Annotated in this window: 22 protein-coding genes and 1 tRNA gene; 9 read left to right on the top strand and 14 right to left on the bottom strand. The window is 60.3% G+C overall.

Annotated elements, in window-relative coordinates:
- Positions 1-21 precede the first annotated feature (21 nt).
- Complete coding sequence (locus HY17_RS15950; protein WP_034768381.1) at positions 22-552, top strand: hypothetical protein; 531 nt, start codon at positions 22-24, stop codon at positions 550-552.
- Positions 553-557: 5 nt separating this feature from the next.
- Here HY17_RS15950 and HY17_RS15945 read toward each other — a convergent pair whose 3' ends face one another.
- From HY17_RS15945 to HY17_RS15910, 8 genes are all read right to left on the bottom strand, one after another.
- On the bottom strand, positions 558-1763 hold the full coding sequence (locus HY17_RS15945; protein ID WP_034768378.1) for an alpha/beta fold hydrolase: 1206 nt from the start codon (positions 1761-1763) through the stop codon (positions 558-560).
- Between the two features lie 110 nt (positions 1764-1873).
- Complete coding sequence (locus HY17_RS15940) at positions 1874-2710, bottom strand: aminotransferase class IV (RefSeq protein ID WP_139068988.1); 837 nt, start codon at positions 2708-2710, stop codon at positions 1874-1876.
- Positions 2686-3267, bottom strand: coding sequence for an aminodeoxychorismate/anthranilate synthase component II (locus HY17_RS15935; protein ID WP_034768376.1), 582 nt, complete (start codon positions 3265-3267; stop codon positions 2686-2688). Before HY17_RS15935 ends, HY17_RS15940 begins: the two co-directional genes overlap by 25 nt.
- Entirely contained in the window at positions 3264-4637 is a 1374-nt protein-coding gene (locus HY17_RS15930) for an anthranilate synthase component I family protein (protein ID WP_034768374.1), read from the bottom strand. The genes HY17_RS15935 and HY17_RS15930 overlap by 4 nt, the downstream gene beginning before the upstream one ends.
- A 153-nt stretch (positions 4638-4790) precedes the next feature.
- Positions 4791-4865: transfer RNA gene (locus tag HY17_RS15925), tRNA-Glu, on the bottom strand.
- Between the two features lie 81 nt (positions 4866-4946).
- Positions 4947-6743, bottom strand: coding sequence for a single-stranded-DNA-specific exonuclease RecJ (recJ, locus tag HY17_RS15920; protein WP_051600198.1), 1797 nt, complete (start codon positions 6741-6743; stop codon positions 4947-4949).
- Between the two features lie 63 nt (positions 6744-6806).
- A complete protein-coding gene (gene glpX / locus HY17_RS15915) occupies positions 6807-7760 on the bottom strand; it encodes a class II fructose-bisphosphatase (RefSeq protein ID WP_034768372.1) in 954 nt (317 codons plus the stop codon).
- A gap of 56 nt (positions 7761-7816) precedes the next feature.
- The gene (locus HY17_RS15910; RefSeq protein ID WP_034768370.1) at positions 7817-9100 is read right to left on the bottom strand and encodes a homoserine dehydrogenase; all 1284 of its coding nucleotides are present in this window, start codon (positions 9098-9100) and stop codon (positions 7817-7819) included.
- 155 nt (positions 9101-9255) lie between these two features.
- Here HY17_RS15910 and HY17_RS15905 point away from each other — a divergent pair, with 155 nt between their 5' ends.
- Positions 9256-10131 (top strand): MaoC/PaaZ C-terminal domain-containing protein, encoded by an 876-nt coding sequence (locus HY17_RS15905; RefSeq protein WP_034768368.1) that lies wholly within the window; start codon positions 9256-9258, stop codon positions 10129-10131.
- A gap of 9 nt (positions 10132-10140) precedes the next feature.
- On the opposite strand, the gene HY17_RS15900 is transcribed toward HY17_RS15905, so the two are convergent.
- Positions 10141-11355: an LL-diaminopimelate aminotransferase gene (locus HY17_RS15900; protein WP_034768366.1), complete on the bottom strand. Its 1215-nt coding sequence runs from the start codon at positions 11353-11355 to the stop codon at positions 10141-10143.
- A complete protein-coding gene (locus HY17_RS15895; protein WP_034768364.1) occupies positions 11352-11789 on the bottom strand; it encodes a hypothetical protein in 438 nt (145 codons plus the stop codon). Before HY17_RS15895 ends, HY17_RS15900 begins: the two co-directional genes overlap by 4 nt.
- 126 nt (positions 11790-11915) lie before the next feature.
- Between HY17_RS15895 and HY17_RS15890 the strand changes: the two genes are divergently transcribed.
- Positions 11916-13688, top strand: coding sequence for an alpha/beta hydrolase (locus HY17_RS15890; RefSeq protein ID WP_233348840.1), 1773 nt, complete (start codon positions 11916-11918; stop codon positions 13686-13688).
- Here HY17_RS15890 and argC read toward each other — a convergent pair.
- From argC to rplM, 3 genes are all read right to left on the bottom strand, one after another.
- A complete protein-coding gene (argC, locus tag HY17_RS15885) occupies positions 13685-14620 on the bottom strand; it encodes an N-acetyl-gamma-glutamyl-phosphate reductase (RefSeq protein WP_034768362.1) in 936 nt (311 codons plus the stop codon). The two genes, HY17_RS15890 and argC, sit on opposite strands and share 4 nt — an antisense overlap.
- 92 nt (positions 14621-14712) lie before the next feature.
- Positions 14713-15201 (bottom strand): 30S ribosomal protein S9, encoded by a 489-nt coding sequence (rpsI, locus tag HY17_RS15880; protein WP_034768359.1) that lies wholly within the window; start codon positions 15199-15201, stop codon positions 14713-14715.
- Positions 15202-15206: 5 nt separating this feature from the next.
- Positions 15207-15671, bottom strand: a complete 465-nt coding sequence (gene rplM / locus HY17_RS15875; protein WP_034768358.1) for a 50S ribosomal protein L13 — start codon at positions 15669-15671, stop codon at positions 15207-15209.
- A 38-nt stretch (positions 15672-15709) separates the two neighbouring features.
- On the opposite strand from rplM, the gene HY17_RS15870 reads away from it, so the two are divergent.
- Positions 15710-16693, top strand: coding sequence for a hypothetical protein (locus HY17_RS15870; RefSeq protein ID WP_034768357.1), 984 nt, complete (start codon positions 15710-15712; stop codon positions 16691-16693).
- Here HY17_RS15870 and HY17_RS15865 read toward each other — a convergent pair.
- On the bottom strand, positions 16690-17727 hold the full coding sequence (locus tag HY17_RS15865) for a COX15/CtaA family protein (protein ID WP_051600196.1): 1038 nt from the start codon (positions 17725-17727) through the stop codon (positions 16690-16692). The two genes, HY17_RS15870 and HY17_RS15865, sit on opposite strands and share 4 nt — an antisense overlap.
- Positions 17728-17799: 72 nt before the next feature.
- On the opposite strand from HY17_RS15865, the gene HY17_RS15860 reads away from it, so the two are divergent.
- The 5 genes from HY17_RS15860 to HY17_RS15840 all read left to right on the top strand — a co-directional run bounded on the left by HY17_RS15860 (position 17800) and on the right by HY17_RS15840 (position 23283).
- Entirely contained in the window at positions 17800-18006 is a 207-nt protein-coding gene (locus HY17_RS15860) for a DUF2842 domain-containing protein (RefSeq protein WP_034768355.1), read from the top strand.
- 291 nt (positions 18007-18297) lie between these two features.
- Positions 18298-18729 (top strand): DUF2087 domain-containing protein, encoded by a 432-nt coding sequence (locus HY17_RS15855; RefSeq protein ID WP_233348841.1) that lies wholly within the window; start codon positions 18298-18300, stop codon positions 18727-18729.
- 179 nt (positions 18730-18908) lie between these two features.
- On the top strand, positions 18909-20681 hold the full coding sequence (locus tag HY17_RS15850) for an alpha/beta hydrolase (RefSeq protein WP_081813197.1): 1773 nt from the start codon (positions 18909-18911) through the stop codon (positions 20679-20681).
- A gap of 12 nt (positions 20682-20693) precedes the next feature.
- The gene (locus tag HY17_RS15845) at positions 20694-22094 is read left to right on the top strand and encodes a bifunctional enoyl-CoA hydratase/phosphate acetyltransferase (RefSeq protein WP_034768351.1); all 1401 of its coding nucleotides are present in this window, start codon (positions 20694-20696) and stop codon (positions 22092-22094) included.
- Position 22095: 1 nt separating this feature from the next.
- Positions 22096-23283, top strand: coding sequence for an acetate/propionate family kinase (locus HY17_RS15840; protein ID WP_034768349.1), 1188 nt, complete (start codon positions 22096-22098; stop codon positions 23281-23283).
- Positions 23284-23300: the final 17 nt, after the last annotated feature.

Genomic DNA, 23300 nt, shown 5'->3' with positions numbered 1-23300 from the left:
TTTCCTTTTGGGAGGAAAGCCATGTTCGATATCGATACATTCGTGGCAGATTGCCGTGATGCCATTGCGGAGGATCCAACCCACCGAACTGTCCTGGAAGTGATGGAGGCTGCGTTTCATGATCCCGACGCAATACTCAAAGCCGTCGGCGAACCAAGCGGGGCGGGAATCGACGTGCTTCACAAGTCGGATAGACTCACAGTCTTGAATGTTGTCTGGGGCGCGCACTCAACGCTGATGCCACACAATCATGAAATGTGGGCCATTATCGGCATCTATACCGGACGTGAAGACAACATCTTCTGGCGCCGGGTGAAGGAAGACCCATTCCGAGTGGAAGCAGCGGGTGCCCGCACTCTGCTCACAGGGGACGTTGCGCCGCTCGGTAAAGACATCATCCACTCCGTGACAAACCCATTGGGTCGTCCCACGGGCGCGATCCATGTTTATGGCGGAGATTTCTTTTCTCAGCCTCGCAGCGAATGGGACGAAGAAACCCTATCAGAGCGCCCATACGACATTGAAAAAGTGAAAGCTTTTTTCAATGGCTGATTCCATCAGGCAAAATGCAGGCGGCGGTATTTGCCACGGAAATAGAGCAAGGGATCACGGCGCGGTTCGAACCGGGCACGAACCACTTCACCGACCAGGATGACATGGTCTCCGCCTTCATGCAGCGCATGCCGACGGCATTCAAAATTTGCCAGCGCCCCTGACAAAAGTGGAGCCCCATTGTGCCCGCGCCGCCATGGTGTGGCCGCAAAACGGTCCTCGCCCGATTTGGCAAACAGGTTGGACGTCGGCTGCTGACCGATGTGCAGCACGTTCACCGCAAAATTTTCAGCTGCTTCCATGGCGTTCAGACTGCCCGCCGATTTGGCGATACAGACCAGAAGGAGCGGCGGATCCAGAGAAACCGAAGTGAAAGAATTTGCGGTCAGCCCAACCGGTTGCCCTTCTTCGTCCAGTGTGGTCACCACCGTAACCCCGGTGGCAAAACAACCAAGCGCATCCCTCAGCGTTCGGGCATCCGACCCCTGACGATATTCCGGTGCAAATCGCGGAATCCTGCGTTCCAGGAAATCCAGGAGCGTCGCACTGAACATATCCGCCCGCTCAGCGGCCACCATCTGGCCAGCCTCCCGGATCTCGGCGTATTCAACATTTTCTAGTTTACCCAGGAAGCGATGGGCCTCGTCCACACCGGAGAGTTCACTCTTCGCGCCTCGGACGAAGAGGACCGGCATTTTGATCTGCGTCGCAGCGTCCGAGACTCGCGCCTCAGCGGTTTCAGGATCGAACGTTTCGGCAAATGCCGGATCAAAACATGGTTTTTCAGGCGCCGCGTTTTCTGGTCGGCAGGCAGCATCGAAATCCATATCCGGTACGGAATCGATAAGCACCAGCCCCGCGGCAAGATGTGCTCCTTCCTCGCCGAGCGCGGCGGTGGCCGCCCAGCCGCCCACAGATGCGGCAACGACCACCGGACGCGATGCCATCTGCGCGAGCACTGCGCGCAGATCCTCTACCAGGGCCTCAAAATCATAGCGCCGGTCTGAAGGCCAATCGCTTTCACCGTGACCTCGCAGGTCAATACGAATGACATAACGCCCCGCCTTTACCAGCGCGTCGGCAACATTATCCCATACAGCGCGCGTCTGCGCCCCGCCATGGATGAGCAATACAGCCGGATCATCTGGTGAGCCCAGCGCATCACCTTTCAGCGCTGCTCCGCCAAATCCTTTGAAACTGACCGGCTGCATACGGTCTCCTGTGTGAGTCGCTGTGTGACCTCACATATATGACTCCGCGCCCTTATAACCAAGGCAGGCGATGGAGCCCCGGACCATCGCCGGACCAATTCCACCAAGCTTCACGAACTCAGCAACTCACTGATCAGCGACTCCAATTCCGACGGTAAATCCGGGCTGAACTCCATTTCATCTATCGCGCGAACCGGAACCACCAAACGCAAGCTGTTCGTCAGAAAAACACCATCTGCGTTTGCAATATCGTCCAGCCGCAAACTTCGTTCGGAAACCTCAAATCCATACCGAATGGCGTTTTCCAGAAGCCAACCTCGCACCACACCTACCACCACGCCGTCGGATCGCGGCGGGGTAACCAGCGTCGATCCAGACCATGCCCAGATATTGGCAATCGAACTGCATGTTATGTGGCCGCCGGACGTTAGGAATAATGCGTCGTCATATCCATTCCGCTGAGCCTGCCGCTGCCCCATAACCGCGTCTCCATAGGAAAGCGTCTTGTACAAAGCCGACGGCGCGGTCGGATTGCGTTGAATGGTGCTGACGCCAAGGCAAAGGGGTGGCGACGGGTACATCAGCGGCATCGGCGTGAAGGATGCCATGAGCGTCGGGTTCGAAGCGGATGTTTCCGCAAGCCCCCGTCCACCCGGTCCCCGCGTCACAGTGAGACGCAATGCACCAGTCGCATCCTCCGGAACTGCGTCTTTCGCGAGCGCTTCGATTTCGGTTTTCGCGACTTCATGACCGAAAACGTCACACGCTTCCACCAAACGCCCGATATGACGCTCGCGAAGGATCATTCGGCCGTCTTTCACCAGAGACGTATCAAACACCCCGTCGCCGAGCAGCAATCCCCGGTCCGTTAAATCAAACGGGCGCACTGCATCGTTCGACGCAATCGTCTGGCGAAACTGAATTATGGGCATGTCACTGACCGGCAATGGCTAAGAAAATTTCTGATCAGACTGGCTCCATGGTCAGTCAGAATCGACTCTGGATGAAACTGCACGCCAAAAACAGGATTCTCTCGATGCGAAAGCGCCATGATCTCACCGTCAGGTGCTGTGGCATCGACCTGTAATCCGGTAGCACCTGACAGATCGACAGCGAGCGAATGGTAGAGCCCCACCGGCAGCGGCGAAGGCAGTTCAGCAAACAACCCTTCCGACGGATGGGTAATGCTGACGGTCCGTCCATGTGACGGCGAACGCGCGCGCCTGACCGATCCGCCATATGCGACTGCAATGGCTTGATGCCCCAGGCAAACACCAAGTATCGGCAGGTCTCCCCCGAATGTTTCAATGGCCTGAACAGAAATGCCGGCCTGCTCTGGCCGCGATGGCCCCGGCGAAATCACGATCGCCTCCGGACGCAGGCGCACGATGTCCTTGAGTGAGAGGCTCCTGCTGTCTTTCACTTCGACGTCTGCGCCAGCCAGCGTCAGATATCGCGCAAGATTAAAAACAAAGCTGTCCCTATTGTTCAGCATAAGGATCATATTTCGATCATCCCCGAAACCGGAGGGTCAATAATCCGCTCCGCCTTCAGCTGGACCTCTTCCCATTCAGCATGCGTGTCGGAGAGCAACGTAATCCCCGCCCCTGACCAATACCTGTCTCCGCCCGGAACATGATCAACTGTGCGGATCATGATATTGAAATCGCAGGTACCATCATGACCGATATACCCGAATGAACCGCAAAACGCACCGCGCGCGGAAGGCTCCAGCTCATCTATTATTTCCATGGCCCGCAGCTTGGGAGCGCCTGTTACCGACCCGCCGGGAAAAACCGCTCCCAGAAGATCAATGGCGTCCAGAGACGGCTTCAATTTTCCTTCAATCGACGAGACGAGATGAAAGAGATTGGGTAGCTGCTCGACGTCGCACAGGCCGCTAACAATAACCGACTCGGGCCGGCAGACCCTCGACAAATCATTCCGCAAGAGATCGACAATCATGATGTTCTCGGCGCGGTCCTTCTCGGAAGCTGCGAGCGCCTTCGCAATCTGCTGGTCCTGTTCCGGATTCGCAGATCGCCGTGCCGTGCCCTTGATGGGCTCAGTACGGACATCGCGCTCAGAATTCATGGTGACAAGACGCTCTGGCGACAAGCTCGCCAGCGTGCGGCTCGTGAAGGCGCCAAATGCGGAAAACGCGGCCCGCGTCTGGTTGCGGTTCACAAGATAGGTGAAAAACGCCTCATCATATGACTGAGGTGGCCGGGTCCAGAGGCTTGCAATATTCGCTTGATATATCTCTCCATCAAGAATGGCTTCGCGCACGGCGGAAACAAGATCTGTATACGGTGCCTGCGGCGATGCGCGCGTCCAGACTGCTCCCTCTCCAGCAGGCCGGGTGCGCGAAGCATTCTCCCGGGTACAAATCTCCGCGAGGCTGCTTATTCGCTGCCTGGCGAGCGCCTCATCAGGAAGACTGTCCGGCCCATTCAGACCAGCCGAATAGACAGTGAGGCTTTGCTGCTGGTGATCGAATGCCAGAACCGTATCGTAAAAAGCAAACTCGAGGATATCGCCTGCATCGCCTGAATGGCGCGAGCTGAAATCACTGACCCAGATTTCAGCTGCATCATAGGTGACATAACCGATCGCACCGCCCTGAAATGGCGCGCCATCGGCAATCATCCTTGTCGTGAACTGGCTTTGCCAGTCTCGAAAACCCCTATCGAATTCAGCCGAAGATTCTGCGGTTTGGCGACGAAACCTGGAAACGGGGTTGGACGCGATATAGGAGTACCGGTTCTTACCGCCGGTAGAGCCAGCACTATCCAGCCAAACAAACCCCGGCTCCCGATGCAGTTTCAGGGCAAGCACGGCCGGCTCTTGCCAAGGCAATTCCCGACTAAACACCTGACCACCCGCTCAATTTGATACCGTACGTCGGAGTAAGGCTGATCCAGATTGCCTTGGTCACGCAGACCCTCCAATTACGCTCTATTCCATACAGTGCCTTTGGCTCTGAATGGCAATAACACAGCAATTGTATGGAGAGCAGATCGAAGGTGGCAGTCCCTAGGGGAATCGAACCCCTCTTTCCAGGTTGAAAACCTGGCGTCCTAACCGATAGACGAAGGGACCGCACCGGTTCGAAGAAGAGGCCGTATAGCGAGGGACGGCGGCTTACGCAAGCCATGTTGGTGACGGTTGCTGCACATATTTTCAGGCGCTGGCGGCATCCATCACGTCCAACTGCACACGGCGCCGTCCGTTCCACTCATCTGCCTTGAGCCGCCCCGCAAGATGCACGCGGTTCCCGGGCATCAGCGCCTCGCCCAGCGGTGCCCCGACAGCGCGCCAGGCAATGCAATCGAGCCTGCCTGAAGCGTCCTCCGCAGTGAATTTCCAATGATTGGCGCCGACCTGCCGGGCATAGGAAACCTGCACCGACTGGATGGCAAATACTGGCTCCGGCGCGCCGGCACCGAAGGGTCCGATTTCCGCGACCCGGTCGACGAGTTCAGGCGATGCAGCGCCAGGCGCCAAGATAGCATCAATGGCCAGTTCCAATGCCGCGGCACGCTCTGCTGTGAACTGAGCCATGTGGGCGACCATCCAGTCGTCGAAAGCGTCCAGTTGCTCCGGCTCCAGGCTGAGCCCGCCCGCCATGGCATGCCCGCCGCCTGAAAGGATTATTCCTTCGCGGGCAGCGGCAGCAATTGCATCGCCGATGTTCACCCCGGTCACAGACCGGCCGGAGCCTTTTGCTACCGGTCCCAGGCCCTTGCCCCAGCCGATCACTATACTGGGCAGGTGAAACCGGTCTTTCAGCCGGCCGGCAACAATTCCGATCACGCCCGGGTGCCAGCCTTCGCCGGCCGCGACCAGAACACCGCGGTCCGGATTCTTTTCGAGCGCCTTCTCGGCCTGAAGAATCGCCTGATCTAGGATGGCTGCTTCAACCGCTTTACGCTCCTCATTGAGGGCGTGGAGTTGCTCTGCCAGTGCGATTGCCTGTGCCCGGTCGTCCGTTGCCAGCAGCTTCGCAGCGATCCACGGATCCCCAACCCGTCCGCCGGCGTTCAGCCGCGGTCCCAGCATGAATGTGGCATGGTAGACCGTCTCGATCTTCTGGATGCCCGAGACCTCGGCCAGAGCGCGCAGCCCCTCATTCTGCCCCCGAGAGAGCATATTGAGTCCCTGACGCACGAAGGCACGGTTTACGCCGTGCAGCGGAGCCATGTCGCACAGGGTGCCGAGCGCGGCGAGATCCAGATGCGCCATGATGTCTGGTAGGCCGTCCGGAGGCGCGATGCCCCGCTCTCGCGCCAGGCGGTTCAGGGCAGCGACGAAAACGAAGACGACCCCCGCTGCAGCCAGGTGCCCCTGTCCGGAAGTGTCGTCCGGACGGTTCGGGTTCACCAACGCCAGAGCAGGTGGATTGTGCCCGGACATCAGGTGATGATCGATCACAACGACTTGGAGGCCGATCCGTTGCGCTTCCTCCAGAGCACTGACGGCGGCAGCGCCGCAATCGACCGTGATGACAATATCAGACCCGGTCTGCTTCAGATGCCGGAAAGCCTCTGGCGACGGGCCGTAGCCTTCTTCCAGGCGGTCCGGCACGTAGAGACCAAGTTCCTGTCCCCAAGCCCGGAAATAACGCGCCAGGATCGCAGAGCTTGTTCCGCCATCGACATCATAGTCTGCGAAGACCGTAACGCGCTTTTTCTCGAGAATGGCGTCCAGCACGATCTCGGCGGCCTTGTCCATGTCAGCAAAACTGGATGGGTTCGGAAAGGTTTCCCGCAATGTCGGAGCGAGATAGGCGCCAGCCCTATCCGGATCGACGCCACGCTCAGCGAGAAGACGCGCCAGCAGGTCCGAACCGCCAACGGCAGGCGCGAGCCGGCGGACCAGAGCCTCATCGGCATCGGCCAACGTCCAGAAACGGCCCGTCGCGGAGCGGTCCACCGCGAACAAGCGATTATTGTCGGGTTTTCTGGCGGCTGCTGTCATGAGGCTTCCGGGAATCAGGATTTCCGGAAGCCTATCACAGGGTTGGAGCGAATGCCCCCGGACTTATGCCTTCCGGTTCGACCGGATGTAGCGGACCATGCCGTCAGTCGACGTCATGACCAGCGTGTGGGTGTGTACGCCGCCATCGCGGTGCTGCACGCCGCTGAGCATGGAGCCCTGCGTCACACCAGTAGCACAGAAAACCGTATCAGACGAAGCGAGCTCGTTTAGGGCGTATGTGCGGCCGAGATCGGTGATGCCAACGCGTGCGGCGCGTTTCTTCTCGTCATCATTGCGGAAAACGAGACGGCCGAACATCTGGCCGCCGACGCATTTCAGGGCTGCAGCAGCAAGAACGCCTTCCGGTGCACCGCCGGAGCCCATGTAAAGGTCAATGCCAGTGTGAGGATTGGTCGTTGCAATCACGCCGGCGACGTCGCCATCGGTGATCAGGGCGACACGGGCGCCGACAGAGCGCAGGCTTTCGATGATGTCTTCGTGGCGCGGACGATCCAGAACGCAGGCCGTCATGTCTGTGACGTCAACGCCCTTGTGCTTGGCGAGGGCCGTGATGTTCTCGGCCGGGCTGGCGTCGAGGCTGATGATCCCTTCCGGATAGCCCGGGCCAATGGCGATCTTGTCCATATAGGTGTCCGGCGCGTACAGCAGGCCCCCCTTCGGGGCGATGGCCAGCACAGCGAGGGCGTTCGCCATGGCTTTCGCGGTCAGCGTCGTGCCTTCCAGCGGATCCAGCGCGATGTCGATCTCAGGGCCATTTCCGGTGCCGACTTCCTCGCCGATGTAGAGCATCGGGGCTTCATCGCGCTCACCTTCGCCAATAACGACACGGCCCTTGAAATCAACCCGGTTGAACGCCGTGCGCATGGCATCGACGGCGGCTGCATCGGCCTTTTTCTCATCGCCACGACCGACCAGTTTTGACGCAGCGATGGCTGCTTCTTCGGTCACGCGCACCATGGCATCCGCCAGGCTGGGCGTCAGAACGCTGTTTTCCATAATTTTTTTATCTCCGAACGCGGGATTTTTGTCTCTTACGCCTAGACGGTAAGCAATTAGCTTGCCGCCTCGATACGAATTAGCCGTGGCGCGTCAATCGGCTTTGCAATTTTTTCCAACCGCTCCAGCGCAGCCTGCATATTTGAACGCGGGCAGCGATGGGTCACGATAACCACCGGTGCGGCACCGGATTCCTCACCCGATTCCTGCAACAGCTTGTCTACTGAAACGCCCTCTTTGGCGAGCGCCTCTGTGAGGGCCGCAAGAGCACCCGGTTGGTCTGGCAAATAAACACGCAGGAAGAACGGCGCGACTTCCGTCGGCGCCCCCTGAACAAAAGGTCGGCCAGTATGGTGCGCGGCGCGGCCAAAGGCTGGCCGGATAGCCGGGCGGAACATCTTTGCGACATCGCCCATCACGGCGCTCGCGGTCGGCCCGGCGCCTGCTCCTGGGCCCGTCAGCGTGATCGCCCCAACCGGGTCGCCCTCGATCCGGACGGTGTTCAGGCTGCCATTCACGCGCGCCAGCGGATGCGTGGCCGGCAGGACCAGCGGCTCGACCCGGCACACGACGCCCTCATCGGTCAACAAGCCTTCAGCGATCAGCTTGATGCGATAGCCCAGACGGTCGGCCAGACGCAGATCCAGCAGGCTGACCTTGTCGATGCCTGAGACGCTGACCTTTGAGAAATCAAGGTCCGCCGAGAAAGCGATGGCTGACAGAATGGCCGCCTTATGCGCGGCGTCCATGCCCGACACGTCCAGCGTCGGATCGGCTTCCGCGTACCCAAGACGCTGCGCTTCTGCGAGCACGTCATCATATTCGCGGCCCTGCTCCAGCATCACCGTGGTGAGGTAGTTGCAGGTGCCGTTCAAGATACCTGTGATGCGTTTGACTTCAGTGCCGGCGAGGCTGTCTCGCAACACACGGACGACTGGGATACCGCCAGCGACGGCGGCTTCGAACAACAGATCGACCTGTTTTTCTTCCGCCAGACGGGCCAGCGCCATACCGTGCTTGGCAATCAGTGCCTTGTTGGCAGTGACAACGTGTTTTCCAGCCTTCAGTGCCGTTTCCACGGCGAACTTGGCGGGGCCATCGGATCCGCCCATCAGTTCCACAAAAACGTCCACGTCCGGGTCTTCTGCCAGTGTCGCAGCATCGTCGAACCAACGATAAGGGCTGATATCGACCGGACGGTTGCGCGACTGGCTACGAGCGCTGACACCAGTGATCTGCACTTCGCCTGGCAGGCGAAGGTTCTGCTGGCGCTCGACCAGTTCAATCAGGCCGCAGCCGACATGGCCAAGGCCGGCGATCCCTATCTTCAAAGGTGCCAAAAGGGCCCCCTGTTTGTTGCTGAATATCCCGGCAGGTGCCTAGCTGGTTTGGCGCGCCGGGGAAAGGGGGCGACCGCCCAAACCAGTGGCATTGCAGCGGATTGAAACCCGGTGCTTAATGCGCAGACAAAGAAACGAAGCGGGAGGGCCATACTATGCCAATCAATCAGGATGCCGTCGGATCGAAGGGAACGCCGCGAACATGGGCGTGGGATTCTCGAGATGCCTTGCTTTATGCACTTGGTGTCGGCGCCGGGGTGGCAGACCCTGTTGGGGCTGAGCTGGAATTCACCACCGAGAACACGATGGGCGTGGACCAGAAAGTGCTCCCCACTTTCGGCGTACTTGCTGGTTTCAATGCCAGAGGCGGGAAAAGCGCCATGGCCGATGCCGGGACCTATGATCCCCGCATGCTGGTTCACGGAGAACAGGGCATCCGCCTGCACCGACCCATCCCGGTCGAAGGTGAAATCACGCTCGTCGATGAAATCACCGGCATTTACGACAAAGGCAAAGGCGCCGTCGTCGCGACGAAAGCCGAGGCGACGCTGACGGCCGATGACAAGCCGCTCTTCGAACTGACCTCATCCGTCTTCATTGTTGGCGAAGGTGGTTTCGGCGGCGACAAGGGCCCGTCCGGCCAGACGAACGTTGCGCCAGAGCGGGCCCCGGATCTCGAAGTGACCTACCAGACCCGGCCGGATCAGGCCCTGCTCTACCGCCTCAGCGGCGACCGCAACCCCTTGCATTCAGACAAGAAATTCTCTGACGTTGGCGGTTTCCCGAAGCCGATCCTGCATGGCCTCTGCACATATGGCTTCACCGGACGCGCCCTGCTGGCCTCGCTGTGCGGGAATGAACCGGCCCGGTTCAAGGCCATGGATGGGCGCTTCTCGTCGCCCGTGCTGCCTGGCGAGGCACTGACCATTAAAATCTGGACTGGCGAAGGCGATAACAGCACGGCCATCTTCCAGACCATCGGTGGAGACGGCCGTGTCGTCATCAACAATGGGGGCTTTACCTACGCCTGATGGCGACGGCTATTCCGCCGCCGCGACCGCAGGCTTAATCTCTTTCACGCCGCGCTTCTCCAGGAATTTCCGGATGTTGCGGGCGGCCTGGCGGATACGCTGTTCGTTCTCGACGAGGGCGATGCGGACATGGCCGTCGCCATGCTCGCCGAAACCGGCGCCGGGCGCGACAGCGACATGGGCCTCATTGATCAGCTGCAAAGCAAACTCAAGACTGCCAAGGTGCTTCAGTTGCTCCGGAATCGGCGCCCACGCGAACATGGAGGCTGCCGGGCTTGGCACCGGCCAGCCGGCGCGGGTGAAGCTTTCCACCAGCACGTCGCGGCGTGATTTGTAGATTGCACGCGTCTCGTCCACGCAATCCTGCGGGCCATCGAGCGCCGCCACAGCGGCCACCTGGATCGGCGTGTAGGCGCCGTAGTCGAGATAGGATTTCACGCGAGCCAGCGCAGAGATCAAAGTCTCGTTCCCTGCGACGAAGCCCATGCGCCAGCCGGCCATGGAATAGGTCTTCGACATGGTCGTGAACTCGACTGCGATGTCCTTGGCGCCATCGACCTGAAGGATCGAGGGTGTCGGCTCGTCGAAATAAATCTCGTTGTAGGCAAGGTCAGACAGTACCCACAGCTCATGCTTTTTCGCGAACTTGATGGCGTCCTTGTAGAAATCGAGATCGCACACAGCGGCCGTCGGGTTGGACGGATAGCAAAGAACCATGGCTGTCGGCGGCGGCACGGAATAGTGCACGGCCTTGCCGAGGTTGGACAGGTACTGCTCCGGCGTCTGGGCGGGCACACCGCGGATCGACGCGCCAGCAATAATGAAGCCGAAATGGTGCAGCGGATAAGACGGGTCCGGCGCAAGGATCACATCGCCCGGCGCCGAAATGGCCTGAGCGAGGTTGGCAAAGCCTTCCTTGGAGCCGAGGGTGACGATCACCTCCCGGTCCTTGTCCAGTTTTACGTCGAAGCGGCGCTTGTAATAGTCGGTCAGCGCGCGGCGCAAGCCCGGAATGCCGCGCGACGCGGAATAGCCGTTAACGTCTGGCCGACGCGCCGTTTCGCACAGCTTGTCGACGATGTGTTTGGGGGTCGGCAGGTCCGGGTTGCCCATGCCGAGGTCGATGATATCCGCGCCGTCCGCACGCAGGGCCGCCTTGGTGCGGTTCACCTGTTCGAAAACGTAAGGGGGAAGTCGGCGGATCTTGTGAAAATCGGTATTCATTTGCGTCTGACCTTGAGGCCTTCAGTAACTCTTGGAACGTTGAACGCAGCCTGAATCTGAGCGATATCATCCTGCGTTAGGAAATCGGGATTAGCGGGCAGACCCGCAAATTCCGCTTCTACCCGCTTCAGCAGCACGGCCATCTGGCCTGCTACATCCACGGGTGGCTCCGCTCGTTCATTAGAGTCAAAATAGGCCTGCAATATGTCCACGCGGACAGCTGAGTCAGGCAAAGTCTTTCCGGGAAGCTGGTCCGCCGGGATTTCCTGCACTTCGGCCAGCTTCGGATACCCCTCCCCCCGGATTTCCTGACGGCGGGCATCATACCAGTCTGGCGCCTGATTAATTGCTTCGCGAACACGACCAAAAGAGTTCGAACAGCCCGCAATGAGCAGAATCGATACGCTTAAAAGGGGAATCGCCGTGTTTTTCATGATCGCACTCACTAAATCACAAATATTCAGGCGCATAGTAAAGGACAGCTAAAACAGGCATAAATTGTACGAATGAGTGGTAGCGAGCGAATCAAAGACACCCCAACGCCCCTGACTGAGCTCATGATGAGCCAGGATCCGGTGCGTATGCAGGTGCTGATGACGACGCTTGCGCTGGCGAACGTCGAGTCCCAGGGCCTGTTGGCGGATGTCATGATGGGCTCCGGCCCTCTGGGCACAGTGTCTCAAGGCGATCCAATGCGTGTCGGCGAGGCGTTCCGTGCCGTCGGCTGGAGTTTCGCCTCCAATCCCACCGCCATGTTCAACGCCAACCTGGAACTGATGACCGGCTGGATGAAGCTGTGGCAGGAAATGTCCATGGAGGCGATTTCCGGCAAGCCTGAGAAGGACAAGGACAAGCGCTTTTCTGACCCTGAATGGGCCAGCAATCCTGGCTTTCGCTTCATCCGCAAAGCCTATGAAGTGAACGCCAACTGGATGAACAGCCTGGCAGATCAGGCGCCAGGCCTGCCGGAAAACCTGCAACTTCGCGCGAAGTTCTTCACTCAGCTCCTCACCGACACCCTGTCACCAACCAACTATCTCGGCTCCAACCCAACGGCCCTTCGTGCCTTCTTCGAAACCGGAGGCCAGAGCGTTCTGGAAGGTCTCCGCCTTGCCCGCGCCGATGTGAAGAAGGGCGGCGGCAAGCTTTACATCAGCCAGACAGACGAGACTCCATTCAAGCTGGGTGAGAACATCGCCACAGCGCCGGGTCAGGTTGTCTTCCGAAATGACTTGATTGAGCTGATACACTACGCACCGACACAGGAAAAAACCTATTCCCGTCCGCTCCTGATCTTCCCGCCCTGGATCAACAAGTTCTACATCCTGGACCTGCAGGAAAAGAATTCGATGATCCGCTGGCTGGTCGATAAGGGCGTACCGGTCTTCGTGGTGTCCTGGCGCTCGGCTGACGAGGTGACGCAGGACTATGAATGGGACGACTACGTCCAGAAGGGCGCCTATGCCGCCGTCGAGGCGACGATGCAGGCTTCCGGGGCAACCGGCGTCAACACGGTCGGCTACTGTATCGGCGGAACGATGCTGTCCTCCGCCCTCGGTCACATGGCGAAGACCGGATATGACAAGATCAAGTCGGCAACCTTCTTCGCCTCGCAGTCAGACTTCGAACTCGCCGGCGACCTGAAAGTCTTCACTGACGGGCCGGGACGCGGCTACATCAACGGTATCATCGAAGAGAATGGCGGCGTCATGCCGGGCTCGATGATGTACGAAACCTTCAACTGGCTGCGCCCGATCGACCTGGTCTGGCGCTATGTCATCGACGAATACATGCTGGGCAAGGCACCCCGCCCATTCGACCTGCTCTACTGGAATGCTGACCAGACAAACATTCCGGGCAAGGTTCACCAGCGCTACCTCAAGGATTGCTACGCCGAGAACCGCCTGTCGACCGGCAGCTTCGAAGTGCTGGGCGAGACCGTGAACCTGAAAGACGTGAAGATCCCTGTCATGGTGCAGGCCAGCAAGGACGATCATATCTGCCCGTTCGAAAGCGTGTACCGCACGGCGCTCGTCTTCGGCGGCGATACGCAGTTTGTCTTGTCCGGGTCCGGACATATCGCCGGCGTGGTGAACCACCCGGACGCAAAGAAATACCAGCACTGGCTGAACCCGGACCTGACTGAAACGGGCGGCGAGTGGCTTGAAAACGCCGAGGAAGTCCCCGGCTCCTGGTGGCCGACCTGGTGGGACTGGCTGCGCCCGAAATCCGGCCGCAAGGTCGAGGCGAAACAGCCGAAGGACATGGGCCTCGGCGCCGCGCCGGGCAACTACGCCAAGGTACGCCTCGCGGACATCAAGCTGCCGGTCTAGGCGTCCAGCCCTGCCTCTTCATCAAGCCCCAGCGCAATATTAAGGTTCTGCACGGCAGCACCTGACGCTCCCTTGCCGAGATTGTCGAGGCGCGCGACGAGACGGACTTCCTCGTCCGAACCGAACACGAAAAGTTCCAGCCGGTTCGTACCGTTGCAGGCCTCAGGTTCCAATCCGGCCAGCGAATCACATTCGGCCAGCGATGGCACTTTTACAAAAGCCTCGCCCTCGTAGGCTTTGACCAGCGCCGCATGCAGGTCAGTCCGCTTCGACTTGCCCGGCAGCGCCCACAGTGGCAACGGAATCTGAGTCAACATACCCTGCGCGAACCGTCCGACAGACGGCAGGAACATCGGCGCGTGGTCCAGCCGGGCGAACCGCTTCATCTCTGGCAGGTGCTTGTGCTTCTGAGTCAGCGCGTAGATGCGATGATTTTCCTGCGTGCCGCCTTGCTCAAACTCGGCAATCATGGCCTTGCCACCACCGGAATAACCGGACACGGCGCTGACCGTCACCGGCAGGGAGGCTGGCACGAGACCTGCCCCGGTGAGCGGACGCAACAGTGCAATCATGCCCGTCGGGTAGCAGCCGGGATTGGCGATCCGCCGGGTAGCCCGGAGAGCAGACCGCTGGGCTTTGTCCATTTCCGGAAAGCCGTATGTCCAGCCTGGCGCCGTCCGGTGAGCAGAAGACGCATCGATGATGACGGTGTTCTGGCTCGTCACAAGGGACACACCCAGACGGGCAGCCTCATCCGGCAGGCACATGATCACGGCATCTGCCATGTTCATCAGACGCGCGCGTTCGTCATGATCCTTGCGCTTGTCCGGATCAATCGAGATCAGCTCAAGGTCCGTCCGGCTCCGCAGCCGGTCGGCAATCTGAAGCCCGGTCGTGCCGGCTTCGCCATCAATGAAAACTTTGGGCAGCATTGCGTTCTCGTCCCTTTGCAAACGCAAGACAAAAGAAAAGCGGGCGCTCCGTCACCGAAGCGCCCGCCCGAAAAGAATAAACCGGATGCGGCTTAGCGCTTCGAGAACTGGAAGCTGCGGCGGGCTTTCGCCTTACCGTACTTCTTACGCTCGACGACACGCGGGTCGCGGGTCATGAAGCCAAACGGCTTGAGCACTTTGCGCAGGCCCGGCTCGTAAGCGACGAGGGCACGCGAAATGCCGTGACGCACTGCGCCAGCCTGCCCCATGAGGCCGGAGCCTTTCACGGTGGCGATCACGTCAAACTCGGTCTCGCGGCCGGCTTCGATCAGCGGCTGGGCAATCACCATGCGCAGCACGGGGCGCGCAAAATACTGCTCCTGGTCACGGCCATTGATCGTGATCTTGCCGGAACCCGGCTTGATCCAGACGCGGGCGACGGCTTCCTTGCGGCGGCCGGTGCCGTAAGCACGGCCCTGAGCGTCGATTTTCGGTTCAGCGAGGGTCTCCGGAGCGGCGGTGACAGTTTCGTCACCAGTCATGGTGCCGAGGTCCTGGAGGGAGTTTGCAGTGTCGGTCATAATGATCAGGCCGTTTTGACGTTTTTGCGGTTCATCGACGCGAAGTCGACGGTTTCGGGGCTCTGGGCCGTGTGCGGGTGCTCAGCACCGGCATAGACGCGCAGCTTCGAGAACTGCTTGCGCGCCAGCGTGCTCTCTTTCGGCAGCATACGCTTAACGGCCAGTTCGATGGCGCGCTCCGGGAAGCGGCCGGAAAGTATCTTGCCGGCGGTGGTCGACTTGATGCCGCCCGGGTGGCCGGTGTGGCGGTAGTAGACCTTATCAGCCAGCTTGTTGCCGGTAAATTTGGCCTTTTCCGCATTGATCACGATGACATGGTCACCGGTATCGATGTGCGGAGTAAAGTCAGGGCGGTGCTTGCCGCGCAGGCGCTTGGCGACGTAAGAAGCAAGACGTCCGACAACGACATCAGTCGCGTCGATCACGACCCACTTATTCTCGACGTCCACAGGTGCGTTATAGGTTTTCATCGCTCTACTCAGAGCCTCTCGCTTTCGGAGTTCATGGAATGGAATTCAAGCGCTGGCGTTTAAGCGCCACATCCACCGTTGTCAACGCAGGGCTTGGACTTGCCCTGCTTTTTGCCGCGGCGGCCTGCAGCAAGCCGGAACAAGCGCCGGAATCCCCCCCGGAATCCTCTGCAATCACTGCAGATGTGGAGCTTCCGGCCGTCTGGTCGACCCGTACACTGGAATCACCCGTATCTGCAATCGCCCTTTCCGGCGGTTCAAGGGGGATTCTCGCCGTCGCCTACGAGACTGGCGGCCTGCAATTTTTCGACATGGAAGCCGAGCGGATCGGCGAACCGACCAATTTCCGCGTCAAAGCGCTGGCGGGTGGCCAATCCGCCAATATCGGCGGCAGCACATTGACCGTTTTCCCCGGTATCGACCGGGAGGGCACCGCCAAGGCCTATGTGTTCGGGGACGGCCTGATGGCCCCGGCACAGGTGGACCTGTCTGTCGACGGGGAGACCTTTATTGACGGTCTGTGCTCCGGGCCGGCCGGCACTGAGGGCATCATGCGCCTCGCCTTCTGGACGCTGGGCAACAATCGCGTCCTGCAGGCCGGTATTGTGAAGGAAAGCGGAGGCGAACTGACCTGGGAACGTGGCGATTCCACCTTCACTGACTTCCCGATTCAGTCCTGTGCCTACACCAGCGACACGCTGGTCGCCTCCCCGCGTGCCACGGCCGCCGCCCCGCTGATCCGCGGTCAGGTCTCAGCCCTGCTTTCGCTGGAGCCGGATTCGGGCCTGAAACTGTCCACTGACCTCGGCATGACCACGACCGACGTGAACATCCGGAATGGCCTCAGCGTCTTCGCACCGGAGAAGCCGGTCGCCATGGCCGCTATGGGTACGATGATGTCCGGCGGTTATCCGGGCGGCGTGATCGCGCTGGCGGGAGAGATCGAACCGGGCAAGAGCCAGGTCGTGTTCGTCGATCCGAGCCCGATCACCCTGCCGAATACACAAACGGGATCTAACTAGTCCGACGCTTCCGGGCGCGCCGTCTGCCATGCAAGGCGGACGGCCGCCAGCGTCACCACAACCCCGATCGCCTGATGCAGCAGGGCGAGGTTCATGGGCGCCGCGTGCAGCAGCGTCAGGATTCCCCACACGGCCTGCAAGCTGACCAACCCGGCGAAGACGATAAAGCTGCGCCCGTACGCGGTCTTCCGGAAGGCCAACGCCGCCACAAGGCTGGCCGCCCAGATCGCATAGGCGATGATGCGGTGATTGAACTGAGTTGCCGCGCGCCCCTCAAACAGGCTGCGGATACCGAGGTCGCCTTCCAGGTAATGTGAGGGGACCAGTTCACCCGCCATGAGCGGCCAGTCATTATAACTGCGCCCGGCGTCCAGTCCGGCGACGAGCGCACCGGCTGCCATTTGCACAAAAACCGCCAGCAGGAACAGTTTCGCCGTGACCCGCACCGCGCGGGATGCTGTACTGCGCGCCCGATTGCCGAGGTCCAGCCACAGCCAGGCAACAATGGCGATGATCAACAGTGCCAGGATAAAGTGGGTCATCAGCCGGTAAGGCGCGACATCCACCCGGGTCGTCTGCCCGATACCGCTCGACACCATCCACCAGCCGATCGCGCCCTGAAGTCCGCCCAGCGCCACAAGCCCGAACAGCTTCCACATAAGCGGACGCGTCAGCCACTTCCGGACGGCGAACACCGCGATGCCCAGCACAGCGACCAGGCCGATCATCCGGCCGAAGAAGCGGTGCCCCCACTCCCACCAGTAGATATGCTGGAACTCCGACATGGACATGCCGTGGTTGATGTACCGGTATTCCGCTGTGCTCTGGTATTTGGCGAAAGCCTCGCTCCAGGCCTCGGTAGAAAGCGGCGGAATGGCCCCTTTGATCGGATCCCATTCTGTAATCGACAGGCCGGAATCGGTGAGGCGCGTGGCGCCGCCGATCAGGATCATCGCATAGACCATCAGGCCCACCAGGATCAGCCAGCGGCGGATCCAGATGGCAGCAGCGGGGGGGATTGTGGTTTCGCTCATGCGCTTTAATTGACGTGAGGCTGGCGCCCCGCAAGGGTCTGCGGGGTCGCATCTGCACAAAGGACTGCATTCATGCGCAAGCCCCTCACCGCCCTGATCCTGCTGGTCTACCTGATTGTTTATATCGTTTTGGCGGCCACAATTGGCGGCATGACCTCGACGTGGCCGCGCTGGGCGGAGCTGGTTTTCTATGTCGTTGCCGGTATCTCATGGATATTCCCGCTGAAACCTTTGTTCGCCTGGATGAACCGCGGCACCCCGCCACCGGAAGACGAATAGGCGGATTGCCCGGAAAACGGTGAAATGGTATTTGGCGTTCACGGTCCGCAGTTCACCGAGGCGTCGCTGTCCCACCGGGAAGCTAAACCTGCATAATCAAACCGACAGTCACATGGTTATTGTCCAGTGCCCCGTCGTAAGTCAGCGACCAACGACCCTGATGCGGCACGCGATGGATGAATCATGCCCAGAGACTCAATTCCCCTCTCTATTGAGGACATCTCCAATTTTTCACGCGCACTGACGCAACAGCTGATGTCAGCGGAGGCACCGCCTTCGCACTTGACTCTGATGAACATGTTGGCGCGTGCGAACGGCTTCCGGAATTTCCAGCACCTGCGAGCTGCACATCAGGCTGGCGAGCGCCTGTCCGAACCCAGGATGATATCGAAACCAGTCGACCACACAATCGTCGAGCGGGCGCTGAACCTGTTCGATGCACAAGGCCGACTGACTCAGTGGTCATCGCGCAGGTCCATGCAAGAGCTCTGCTTGTGGGCCCTGTGGGCTCGTCTGCCTGCCAACAGTGTGCTCAACGACAAGCAGATCACTGCCCTACTGGATAGACTTCACCTGTTCGAGGATGCCGCGCTGATAAGGCGGGAGCTCGTCGATTTCAGACTGGTGAGCCGTAAAGCAGACGGATCTGATTACCGGCGTACCGAGAAACCTCCGACACCAGAAGCCCGCGCCCTGATCCGGCATCTTTCCAGCCGATCCTGATAACCGGTGTCCGGCCGGGCTTTTCGTGCCCGGCCGGGCACCAAAACGCTTCTCCAGCACATCGTTGTGAAGGCAGATGCATTTCCGTCAAATGGTTTAAATAAACCGGCACTATTTTTCGGCATACAAAACTGGCCAAATCGCCAAAATTCCATGCGTGGCAGAAAGCTGACAATTCGATGCCTGCTTCAGATACACCGAATAACCCCAATGATCCCGATGCCGCGCGCCAAGCCGCTTTCGAAGCGATGGACCGGATGCGGGACACGCTGATCAGCCGATTTTCCAGCGGCGTTTCCCCGGCCTCACTCGCACTCGCTTACATGGACTGGACGCTTCACCTTCAGTCCGCGCCAGGCAAGCAGCTGGAAATGGTCCAAAAGGCTTTCCGCAAAAGCAACCGCCTGTCGGCCTATCTGTTGTCCACAATGGGCCAGGAAGAAGCTGATTGCTGCATCGAGCCGCTGCCCGGCGACAACCGCTTCCGTGACCCGGCCTGGCGAAAGCAGCCTTTTGGCGTCTGGTCTCAATCCTTCCTGCTGACCCAGCAATGGTGGCACAACCTCACGCACGATGTTCCTGGCGTCAGTCCGCATCATGAGGAAGTCGTCTCTTTCGTCGCGCGCCAGATGCTGGACATCTTCTCCCCTTCGAACAATCCCTTCACCAATCCGGAAGTTCTGGAGCGGATGCGGGAGACGGGCGGACAGAACTTCATCCAGGGTTTCGAAAACTGGCGCGAAGACATTCGCCGCCAAATCCAGAAAAAACCTCCGGTCGGCACCGAAGACTTCATTCCAGGTGAAGACGTTGCCGTCACCCCCGGCCGGATCGTCTTCCGCAATCACCTGATCGAACTGATCCAGTACGCGCCCGCCACCAAGGAGGTTCACGCCGAACCGGTCCTGATCGTGCCGGCCTGGATCATGAAGTATTATATTCTCGACCTGTCGCCGCAGAACTCGATGGTGAAATACCTGACCGAACAGGGCTTCACCGTCTTCGCCATCTCGTGGCGCAACCCGTCCGCCGATGATCGTGACCTGTCCCTGAACGACTATCGTCGCATGGGCGTGATGGACGCGCTGGAAGCGATCAACGCGATCTGCCCGGATCGCAAGGTTCACGCGACCGGCTATTGCCTCGGCGGAACTTTGCTTTCCGTCGCAGCCTCCGCCATGGCGCGCGACGGCGATGACCGGCTCGCATCCGTCTCGCTGCTGGCGGCGCAAACTGACTTCAGCGAGCCCGGCGAACTCGCCCTCTTCATCGACCACAGCCAGATGCATTTCCTCGAAAGCATCATGTGGAACCGCGGCTTTCTTTCGGCAGACGAGATGGCCGGTGCGTTCCAGCTGCTCCGATCGAACGACCTGCTCTGGTCGCGTATGGTGAAGGAATACATGATGGGCGAACGCGCGCCGATGTTCGACCTCATGGCCTGGAACGCCGATACGACACGCATGCCTTACCGGATGCATTCGGAATATCTGAAGAAGCTTTACATCAACAACGACCTCGCCAATGGACGCTTCATGGTCGATGGCCGGCCGGTCGCCCTTCAGGGCCTGCGCGTGCCGGTCTTTGCCGTCGGCACCGAGCACGACCATGTCGCGCCATGGCGGTCGGTCTACAAGATCCACCAGCTGGCCGACACGGATATTACATTTGCTCTGGCCACTGGCGGACACAATGCCGGCATCGTCAGCGAGCCCGGCCACAATGGGCGTCATTACCGCATCGCCCATCACCGCCACCGCGACCAGATCCTCAGTCCCGACCAGTGGCTGGAAGCCGCGACGGAGAAATCCGGCTCCTGGTGGACCGGCTGGAGCGCCTGGCTGGCGAAGCATTCCTCGGCTGGTTTGATCCGCCCGCCACGAATGGGCGCGGCGCGCAAGGGTTATCCCGCGCTTGAAGAGGCGCCCGGAACCTATGTATTCCAGAGGTAGGAGTGCCCACCCATGATTGATGTCTTTCTCGAAAACCGCACCTATGACCAGATCAAGGTCGGCGACACCGCTTCGCTGGAACGCGCCGTCACCGAAAATGACATCGAACTGTTCGCGCTTGTTTCCGGCGACGTAAACCCGGCCCATCTCGATGCCGAGTTCGCGGCGAAGGATATCTTCGGCAAGCCGGTTGCCCATGGCATGTGGACCGCTTCGCTCATTTCCGCCGTTCTGGGCACCACCCTGCCCGGCCCCGGCTGTATCTATCTCGGCCAGACCATCGCCTTCACCAAGCCTGTGTTTCCGGGCGACACCGTCACCGCGACCGTGACAGTGCTGGAGAAGCAGGACAAGAAGCGTCTCGTCCGGCTGGAGACCGTTTGCACCAATCAAGATGGCGAGACCGTCCTGAAGGGCGAAGCGACCGTCATCGCTCCGAAAGACAGCGTCCGAGTCAAACGCAAGCACATGCCAGGCATTCGCCTTCGCCGCCATGACCGCTATGACGCCTTCATCGAACGGGCAAAAGCCTCGCCGACTGTTCAGGCGGCGATCGTTCATCCCTGTTCCCCCATCGCCATTCAGGGCGCTGTCGAGGTGCGGGACGAAGACCTTCTGGAACCCGTCCTGATCGGCCCCCGCGCCAAGATCGAAGCAGCCGCCGAAGAAGCCGGCGTCTCTCTGGACGGCTTCAACATTATCGACACCGAACACAGCCACGCGGCCGCCGCGAAAGCGGTGGAAATGGCTGTCAGCGGAGACGTCTCCGTTCTTGTGAAGGGAAGTCTCCATACGGATGAACTCCTCGGCGCGGTCATCGCCCGTGACTCAGGCCTGCGTACGGAGCGCCGTATCAGTCATGTCTACGCCATGGACATTCCGGCGTATGAAAAGCCGCTGATCGTGACCGATGCGGCCGTGAATATTCTTCCCTCCCTCGATCAGAAGCGCGACATCTGCCAGAACGCCGTCGATCTCATGCACCAGTTGGGCGTTGAGGAGCCGCTGGTTGCCGTGCTCGCGGCGGTCGAAACTGTGAACGCCGACATGCCTGCCACGCTAGACGCCGCGGCGCTCACCGTGATGGCAGCGCGGGGACAGATTTCCGGTGCCCGGGTCGATGGCCCGCTCGCCTATGACAATGCCATCAGCATGGCTGCCGCCAAGACCAAGGGCATCGTCTCTCCCGTTGCAGGGCAAGCAGACATCCTCCTCGTGCCGGATCTTGAAGCCGGCAACATGCTGGCCAAGCAGCTGATCTACTTCGCCGACGCCATTGCCGCCGGCCTGATCCTCGGCGCGCGGGTGCCGATCGTGCTGACCAGCCGGGCCGATCCGCTGACGGCCCGCATGGCGTCGGCAGCCCTCGCCCGCTTGAGTGTCGGCATGACCTACACCAAGTCAGGCAGCTGACATGTCCGGCCCTTTGCTGATGACGTTCAATGCCGGCTCTTCCTCCGTGAAGATCGGCCTTTTCAGTATTGAAGGCGAAAAGCCTGACCGGATCGCCGACGCGCTGATCGACTTCCGACGCAGCCCGCTGACCTTCCACCTTGTCGAGGGCAAGGCAGTGTTTGACGTCGCGCTGAAGGCCGATCACGCGGGCCACCTCACCGATGTGATGGTGGAAACGCTGGACTGGTTCTCCGAACATTATGACCTCAGCAAACTGAGCTGTGTGGGCCACCGCGTGGTGCATGGGGGGGATGAATTCGATGGGCCGGTTTTGATCGACGATGACTCCCTCGCCCGGATCGAGGCCCTCTCCATTCTTGCGCCGTTGCACCAGCCGCAGGCGCTCCGTCTGGTCCGCGCGATGCGGCAGGTCCGGCCGGAGCTTGTCCAGGTCGCCTCGTTCGACACGGTGTTTCACAGGACCAATCCGGAACTGATTCGGCGCTTCGCCTTGCCGCGCGATCTGCATGACCGCGGCATCAAGCGCTATGGCTTCCATGGCCTGTCCTACAAATTCATCGCCGCCGAACTTCGCCGCCAGTTTCCGGAGGCCGCAGCCGGTCGCGTGATCGCCGCCCATCTCGGCAGCGGGGCCAGCCTTTGCGCCATGCTGGATGGCAAGAGCAAGGACACGAGCATGGGCTTCTCCACCATCGACGGCGTACCGATGGCGACCCGGTGCGGCGCGCTCGACCCCGGCGTGATCCTTCACCTGCTGCAACAGGAACACCGGCCGACCGGCGAAGTGGAAGACATGCTCTACCACCAGTCCGGCCTGAAAGGCGTTTCGGGCGGGATCAGCGCTGACTGCCGGGAGCTTGAAGCGAGCGATGATCCGCGCGCGAAGGAAGCGCTGGACCTGTTCGCCCTGCGCATCGCCGGGGAAATCGGCCGCCTGACGATGAGCATTGGCGGCTTGGACGCCCTCGTTTTCACCGCTGGCATCGGCGAGAATGATGCCGCGATCCGGGCGGCGGTGGCTGACCATCTCGGCTGGATGGGGCTCCACCTGTCAGACGAAGCCAACCGGAAGAACGCCCTCTGCATTTCAATGGCGGACAGCCAGGTGAAGGCCTTCGTTATTCCGACCAATGAGGAACGCGTGATCGCCGAGGAAGCCTTCGGCGTGGTCAGCAAGGCCCAATAAATACCACGCCCAGCACC

Source organism: Hyphomonas sp. CY54-11-8, from assembly GCF_000682735.1.
Taxonomy (GTDB): domain Bacteria; phylum Pseudomonadota; class Alphaproteobacteria; order Caulobacterales; family Hyphomonadaceae; genus Hyphomonas.
Note: the sequence above shows the minus strand (reverse complement) of the source record. Positions and strands in the feature narration are given on the sequence as shown.

Coding starts and splice junctions, on each gene's coding strand:
- HY17_RS15950 (WP_034768381.1), top strand. CDS start 22: ATGTTCGATATCGATACATTCGTGGCAGATTGCCGTGATGCCATTGCG.
- HY17_RS15945 (WP_034768378.1), bottom strand. CDS start 1,763: ATGCAGCCGGTCAGTTTCAAAGGATTTGGCGGAGCAGCGCTGAAAGGT.
- HY17_RS15935 (WP_034768376.1), bottom strand. CDS start 3,267: ATGATCCTTATGCTGAACAATAGGGACAGCTTTGTTTTTAATCTTGCG.
- recJ (WP_051600198.1), bottom strand. CDS start 6,743: ATGACAGCAGCCGCCAGAAAACCCGACAATAATCGCTTGTTCGCGGTG.
- glpX (WP_034768372.1), bottom strand. CDS start 7,760: ATGGAAAACAGCGTTCTGACGCCCAGCCTGGCGGATGCCATGGTGCGC.
- HY17_RS15905 (WP_034768368.1), top strand. CDS start 9,256: ATGCCAATCAATCAGGATGCCGTCGGATCGAAGGGAACGCCGCGAACA.
- HY17_RS15900 (WP_034768366.1), bottom strand. CDS start 11,355: ATGAATACCGATTTTCACAAGATCCGCCGACTTCCCCCTTACGTTTTC.
- HY17_RS15895 (WP_034768364.1), bottom strand. CDS start 11,789: ATGAAAAACACGGCGATTCCCCTTTTAAGCGTATCGATTCTGCTCATT.
- HY17_RS15890 (WP_233348840.1), top strand. CDS start 11,916: ATGAGCCAGGATCCGGTGCGTATGCAGGTGCTGATGACGACGCTTGCG.
- argC (WP_034768362.1), bottom strand. CDS start 14,620: ATGCTGCCCAAAGTTTTCATTGATGGCGAAGCCGGCACGACCGGGCTT.
- rpsI (WP_034768359.1), bottom strand. CDS start 15,201: ATGACCGACACTGCAAACTCCCTCCAGGACCTCGGCACCATGACTGGT.
- rplM (WP_034768358.1), bottom strand. CDS start 15,671: ATGAAAACCTATAACGCACCTGTGGACGTCGAGAATAAGTGGGTCGTG.
- HY17_RS15870 (WP_034768357.1), top strand. CDS start 15,710: ATGGAATTCAAGCGCTGGCGTTTAAGCGCCACATCCACCGTTGTCAAC.
- HY17_RS15865 (WP_051600196.1), bottom strand. CDS start 17,727: ATGAGCGAAACCACAATCCCCCCCGCTGCTGCCATCTGGATCCGCCGC.
- HY17_RS15860 (WP_034768355.1), top strand. CDS start 17,800: ATGCGCAAGCCCCTCACCGCCCTGATCCTGCTGGTCTACCTGATTGTT.
- HY17_RS15855 (WP_233348841.1), top strand. CDS start 18,298: ATGAACATGTTGGCGCGTGCGAACGGCTTCCGGAATTTCCAGCACCTG.
- HY17_RS15850 (WP_081813197.1), top strand. CDS start 18,909: ATGCCTGCTTCAGATACACCGAATAACCCCAATGATCCCGATGCCGCG.
- HY17_RS15845 (WP_034768351.1), top strand. CDS start 20,694: ATGATTGATGTCTTTCTCGAAAACCGCACCTATGACCAGATCAAGGTC.
- HY17_RS15840 (WP_034768349.1), top strand. CDS start 22,096: ATGTCCGGCCCTTTGCTGATGACGTTCAATGCCGGCTCTTCCTCCGTG.